7 protein-coding genes are annotated in these 6,358 nt (G+C 69.4%); all 7 read left to right on the top strand.

Annotation, left to right across the window (positions count from 1 at the left end; translation table 11 throughout):
* Nucleotides 1-66: 66 nt before the first annotated feature.
* Nucleotides 67-375, top strand: coding sequence for a YbaB/EbfC family nucleoid-associated protein (locus A8711_RS28255; RefSeq protein WP_030502117.1), 309 nt, complete (start codon nt 67-69; stop codon nt 373-375).
* Nucleotides 376-383: 8 nt separating this feature from the next.
* Nucleotides 384-977, top strand: a complete 594-nt coding sequence (recR, locus tag A8711_RS28260; protein WP_069088852.1) for a recombination mediator RecR — start codon at nt 384-386, stop codon at nt 975-977.
* A 322-nt stretch (nt 978-1,299) separates the two neighbouring features.
* Nucleotides 1,300-2,964: an ABC transporter substrate-binding protein gene (locus tag A8711_RS28265; RefSeq protein WP_069089883.1), complete on the top strand. Its 1,665-nt coding sequence runs from the start codon at nt 1,300-1,302 to the stop codon at nt 2,962-2,964.
* A 78-nt stretch (nt 2,965-3,042) separates the two neighbouring features.
* Nucleotides 3,043-4,047: an ABC transporter permease gene (locus A8711_RS28270; RefSeq protein ID WP_069089549.1), complete on the top strand. Its 1,005-nt coding sequence runs from the start codon at nt 3,043-3,045 to the stop codon at nt 4,045-4,047.
* Nucleotides 4,044-5,012, top strand: coding sequence for an ABC transporter permease (locus A8711_RS28275; protein ID WP_069089550.1), 969 nt, complete (start codon nt 4,044-4,046; stop codon nt 5,010-5,012). Before A8711_RS28270 ends, A8711_RS28275 begins: the two co-directional genes overlap by 4 nt.
* A gap of 7 nt (nt 5,013-5,019) precedes the next feature.
* On the top strand, nt 5,020-6,135 hold the full coding sequence (locus A8711_RS28280; RefSeq protein ID WP_069089551.1) for an ABC transporter ATP-binding protein: 1,116 nt from the start codon (nt 5,020-5,022) through the stop codon (nt 6,133-6,135).
* On the top strand, nt 6,132-6,358 hold a 227-nt coding region (locus A8711_RS28285), incomplete at its 3' end, for an ATP-binding cassette domain-containing protein (protein ID WP_141707694.1). The genes A8711_RS28280 and A8711_RS28285, both read left to right, overlap by 4 nt.

Raw genomic sequence — 6,358 nt, forward strand, 5'->3', positions numbered from 1 at the left:
GCTGGGCGCGGCCGAGCAGACGAGTGGAAAAAGGAGCGGTCCGTGCGCCCAGGTGGACAGCCGAACATGCAGCAGATGCTGAAGCAGGCGCAGAAGATGCAGCAGCAGATCGCCAAGGCCCAGGCCGAGCTGGCCGAGGCGGAGCTGACCGGCACCGCCGGCGGTGGCCTGGTCACCGCGACCGTCGCCGGCACCGGTGAGCTGAAGGCGATCAAGATCGACCCGAAGGCGGTCGACCCGGAGGACGTCGAGACGCTCGAGGACCTGGTGGTCGCGGCCGTGCACAACGCCGCCGAGGCGGCCCGCGAGCTGACCGAGAAGAAGATGGGCCCGGTCGCGGGCGGCATGGGCGGCCTCGGCCTGCCCGGGTTCTGAGCCGGCAGATGTACGAGGGTGCCATCCAGGATCTGATCGACGAGCTGGGCCGGCTGCCGGGCGTGGGCCCGAAGAGCGCCCAGCGGATCGCATTCCATGTGCTGTCGGCGGATCCGGCCGACGTGAACCGGCTGGCCGGCGCGCTGCGCAAGGTCAAGGACCTGGTCCGGTTCTGCACGACCTGCTACAACGTGGCCGAGTCGGAGCAGTGCCGGATCTGCCGCGATCCCCGGCGTACCGACGAGGTGCTCTGCGTGGTCGAGGAGCCCAAGGACGTGGTGGCGATCGAGCGGACCGGGGAGTTCCGCGGGCGCTACCACGTGCTCGGTGGCGCGATCAATCCGCTGGAGGGCATCGGTCCGGACAACCTGCGGATCCGTGAGCTGATGACGCGCCTCGGCAGTGGTTCGGTACGTGAGCTGATCCTGGCCACCGACCCGAACACCGAGGGCGAGGCGACCGCCACCTATCTGGCGCTGATGGTCAAGCCGATGGGGATCGCGGTGACCCGGCTGGCGAGTGGGTTGCCGGTCGGCGGCGATCTGGAGTACGCCGACGAGATCACGCTGGGCCGCGCGTTCGAGGGGCGCCGAGCCGTCTGAGTTGTGCCGCGTCGCTTCCGGCGGGTGCCCTGCGGGGTGCCCGCCGGACGCGTTCGCGCGCTGGAACCCGGTGCGCGCCGATCTGACACGAACGTGCGTCCGGGACCGGATCGACGTAATAAATTCGGCCTTCAAACCGACGAAAATTCGGCGCTAGGCAGTGTTCTCCTTCGAATCGAATGCCTCGATCCAGAACAGACACGATTCGATACCAACCCGCCCCCCGCCCGTTTCCGCGCCGTCCACCCGAGGGCTAAGGTCTGCGCACATCGGTGACCCTGTCACCACGTTGTCCGTACCCCCAAGGACGAGGTGAAGCACCATGCGTGCATCCAGGCCGAAGGTCGCAATCGCGGCCGTCGCGGTCGCGGCCCTCGCGGTTGCAGGCTGCGCCGAGAGCGACCGTGAGAGCGGCTCCGGAGGAAATAGCAAGAAGGACACCCTCGTCTTCGGCGTCGCCGGAGACCCGAAGGTGCTCGACCCCAGCTTCGCCAGCGACGGTGAGTCGCTGCGCGTGGCGCGCCAGGTCTTCGAGACGCTGGTCCGTCCGGAGGAGGGCGGCACCAAGGTGACGCCGGGCCTCGCGGAGTCCTGGACGCCGGACGCGGCGGGCACCACCTGGACCTTCAAGCTCCGCTCGGGCGTGAAGTTCCACGACGGCACCGACTTCAACGCCGAGGCCGTCTGCGCCAACTTCGACCGCTGGTACAACGCCAAGGGCCTCATGCAGAGCCCGGACGTGACCGCGTACTGGCAGGACGTCATGGGCGGGTTCGCCAAGAACGAGGACCCGGAGCTGGGGCCGAGCCTCTTCAAGTCCTGCACCGCCAAGGACGCCACCACTGTGGACCTCACGTTCACCCGGGTCTCCAGCAAGATCCCGGCCGCGCTGATGCTGCCGTCGTTCTCGATGCAGAGCCCCAAGGCGATGGAGCAGTACGACGCCAGCAACGTGACCGGCACCGCCGAGGACATCAAGTACCCGGCGTACGCGATGGAGCACCCGACCGGCACCGGCCCGTTCAAGTTCAAGGCGTGGGACATCGCGAACAAGACGCTCACCATCGAGCGCAACGACGACTACCACGGCGAAAAGGCCAAGCTGAAGACCATCATCTTCAAGACGATCTCGGACGAGAACGCCCGCAAGCAGGCGCTCCGCTCGGGTGACATCCAGGGCTACGACCTCGTCGGCCCGGCGGACGTGGAGCCGCTGAAGAAGGAGGGCTTCAACGTCCTCACCCGGCCCGCCTTCAACATCCTCTACCTGGCGATCAACCAGAAGGGGAACCCGAAGCTGGCCGACCTGAAGGTCCGGCAGGCCATCGCGCACGCGCTGAACCGGCAGGCCCTGGTCGACTCGAAGCTCCCCCCGGGCGCCAAGGTCGCGATGAACTTCTTCCCGGACACCGTCGAGGGCTGGAACGGCGACGTCACCAAGTACGACTACGACCCGGCCAAGGCCAAGGCTCTGCTGGCCGAGGCGGGCGCGTCGAACCTGACGCTGCGGTTCCACTACCCGACCGAGGTCACCCGGCCGTACATGCCGAACCCGAAGGACATCTTCGAGCTGCTCTCGGCGGACCTCAAGGCGGTCGGCATCAACGTCCAGGCCATCCCGCTCAAGTGGAGCCCGGACTACCTGAACGCCACCACCTCCGGCAACAAGCACGACCTGCACTTCCTCGGCTGGACCGGTGACTACGGCGACGCGTACAACTTCATCGGCACCTTCTTCGACCGCCAGAAGGACGAGTGGGGCTTCAACAACCCCGCGCTCTTCGCGCAGTTCAAGGACGCCGACACCACCGCCGACGTGGCGGCCCGGACGGAGAAGTACAAGGCGCTGAACAAGACGATCATGGACTTCCTGCCGGGTGTGCCGATCTCGCACTCCCCGCCGGCGATCGTGTTCGGCAAGGACGTGACCGGGGTCAAGGCGAGCCCGCTCACCGACGAGCGGTACTCGAGCGCAGAGTTCAAGTGATCTGAACGCACCGTACGCGGGCGGGCGCTGTGACCACAGCGCCCGCCCGCACCCCTCCGCACCCCCTCCGAGGCGCCCGTGTTCCGGTTCATCGTCAGACGCCTGCTACAGCTGATACCCACGCTGTTCGGGCTCTCCGTTTTGCTGTTCATCTGGCTCCGCCGACTTCCCGGCGGTCCCGAGACCGCGATCCTCGGTGAACGGGGCACGCCCGAGTCCCGCGCCGCGATCCGGCGCAACCTCGGTCTCGACGAGCCGATCCTGGTTCAGTACGCCCGTTTCCTGCGGCGGATGATCCGGCTCGACCTGGGCACGTCGACCGGCACGAAGCGGGCCGTCACCACGGAGTTCCTGGAGCGGTTCCCCGGCACCGTCGAGCTGACCGTCATGGCCATGATCCTCGCGGTCGGCATCGGGATCCCGCTCGGCTACCTCGCCGCCCGCCGCCGCGGCCGGTTCCTCGACCACGCCTCGGTCGGCGGATCGCTCATCGGCATCTGCATCCCGGTCTTCTTCCTGGCGTACGTGCTCAAGGCGATCTTCGCCGAGAACCTGGGCTGGTTCCCCTCCAGTGGCCGGCAGGACCCGACCATCGGGGCGACCCGGGTCACCAACTTCTTCGTCCTCGACGGGATCATGACCCGCGAGTGGGACGCCGCCGCCGACGCGCTCTGGCACCTCGTGCTGCCGGGCATCGCGCTGGCGAGCATCCCGCTCGCGATCATCGTCCGGATCACCCGGGCCAGCGTCCTGGAGGTGCTCAACGAGGACTTCGTCCGGACCGCCGAGGCCAAGGGCCTGACCGAGCGGACCGTCCGTCGCCGGCACGTGCTGCGTAACGCGATGCTGCCGGTGGCCACCTCGATCGGTCTGCAGACCGGTCTCCTGCTCTCCGGCGCGGTGCTCACCGAGACCGTGTTCGCCTTCAGCGGCATCGGCGCGTTCGTCGCCGAGTCGATCAGCCAGCGCGACTATCCGGTGCTGATGGGCTTCATCATGATCATTGCGGTGGTGTACGTGCTGGTGAATCTCCTGGTCGACCTCTCCTACAGCGTGATCGACCCGAGGGTGAGGGTGCGATGACCATCACCGGAGGAAAGAAGCGCGAGAAGATCGACCGGCTCGCCGAACTGTCCGCCCGCGAGGACGAGCAGGGGGTGAGCCTCTGGAAGGAGGCGTTCCGCCGCCTGCGGCGCAACCCGGCGGCCATCATCGGCGTCGTCATCCTGGCCGTCTTCGTCCTGGTCGCGGTGATCGGGCCGTTCTTCGTCCCGTACAGCCCGACGGACTCGATCGGCATCCGGGAAGGGCTGGTCAAATCCGGCCAGGGCATCATCCCGGGCGCCTCCGCCGACCACTGGCTGGGCTTCGACCACCAGGGCCGGGACGAGTTCAGCCGGCTGGTCGTCGGGGCCCGGCAGACGCTGCTCGTCGGCGTGGTCTCCACCCTGATCGGTCTCGCGGTCGGCGCGCTGATCGGCGGCGTCGCCGGCGCGGCGGCCGGGCTGGGCGGACGCTGGGGCCGCTGGATCGACAGCACCCTGATGCGCTTCATCGACATGCTGCTGGCCATGCCGAGCCTGCTGCTCGCGGTGAGTATCGCGGCGCTGCTCGGCGCCAGCCTCACCACCGTGATGATCGCCGTCGGTGTGGTGTCCGTGCCGATCTTCGCCCGGCTGCTGCGCGGCTCGATGATCGCGCAGTCCAACAGCGACTACGTGCTGGCGGCGACGGCGCTCGGCGTGAAGCGGTCGAAGATCGCCCTCACCCACGTGGTGCCGAACTCGATCGCCCCGGTCATCGTCCAGGCCACGCTGACGCTGGCGACCGCGATCATCGAGGCCGCCGCGCTCTCCTTCCTCGGCCTCGGCAACCCCGACTCGGCCATCCCGGAGTGGGGCGTCATGCTCGCCGACGCGCAGCCGTACCTGGGCATCCGGCCGGGCCTGGCGATCTACCCGGCGCTCGGCATCATCATCACCGCGCTCGGTTTCACCCTGCTCGGCGAGGCGATGCGCGAGGCCCTCGACCCGAAGCTGCGGAAGTAGGTCTCTCATGGCACTGCTCGAAGTGGACGACCTCTCCGTCACGTTCGCCCGTCGTGGGCAGCGCACCGTGCGCGCGGTGGACGGGGTGTCCTTCTCGGTCGACGCCGGCGAGGTGGTCGGCCTGGTCGGCGAGTCCGGCTGCGGCAAGAGCGTCACGTCGCTGGCGATCATGGGGCTGCTGCCCAAGCAGCCGGGCCTGCGGGTCGGCGGCAAGGCGGTCTTCGACGGCACCGACCTGCTCCAGCTCGACGACCGGTCCCGCCGCGACATCCGCGGCCGGGACGTGGCGATGATCTTCCAGGATCCGCTCTCCTCGCTGAACCCGGTCATCCCGATCGGGCTGCAGGTGACCGAGGTGCTGACCCGCCACCGGGGGATGAAGGGCGAGGCGGCCGCCAAGGAGGCCGCCGAGCTGCTCGACCGGGTGGGCATCCCGGACCCGCGCCGCCGGCTCAAGGAGTACCCGCACCAGCTCTCCGGCGGCATGCGGCAGCGGGCGCTGATCGCCATGGCGGTCGCCTGCCAGCCCCGGCTGCTGATCGCCGACGAGCCGACCACCGCGCTCGACGTCACCATCCAGGCGCAGATCCTGGAGTTGCTGAAGGACCTGGTCCGCGACTCCGGCACCGCGCTGGTGATGATCACCCACGACCTCGGGGTGGTCGCCGGCATGTGCGACACCATCAACGTGCTCTACGCCGGCCGGGTGGTGGAGACGGCCACCCGCCGTCCGCTCTTCCGCCAGCCCCGGCACCCGTACACCGAGGGGTTGCTCGCTTCGGTGCCCCGCCTGGACGCCGGCCGTGGCGAACGGCTCAACCCCATCCCCGGCTCGGTGCGCGACGTGCTGCCCTGGCCGGACGGCTGCGCGTTCGCCCCGCGCTGCGCCCGCCGTGTCGACGAGTGCGTGGGCGAGCCGCCGGAGCTGGTGCTCACCCACGACGCGCGCAGCTACCGCTGCGTCAACCCGGTGCCGATCCCCGGCCTGACCCCGGAGGCGGAGGTCCGGGCCACCGCGCCGACGACCGCCGAGCCGGGTACGGTGCCGGCCCAGGCCGAGCCGGCCGACCCGCCCGCGGCGCCCGGTTTCGGACCGGCGCCGCGCGAGGAGGAGACCCCATGAGCGACAACGACATCCTCGTCGAGGTCCGCGACCTGAAGGTGCACTTCCCGATCCGGCGGGGCGTGCTCTTCGACCGGACCGTCGGGCACGTCAAAGCCGTCGACGGGGTCGACCTGAGCATCCCGCGCGGCAAGACGTACGGGCTGGTGGGCGAGTCGGGCTGCGGCAAGTCCACGCTCGGCCGGGCGCTGCTGCAGCTCACCCCGCCGACCGCCGGCGAGGT

The sequence above is a fragment of the Micromonospora sp. II genome, assembly GCF_001709195.1.
In the GTDB taxonomy this organism is placed as follows: domain Bacteria; phylum Actinomycetota; class Actinomycetes; order Mycobacteriales; family Micromonosporaceae; genus Micromonospora; species Micromonospora chalcea.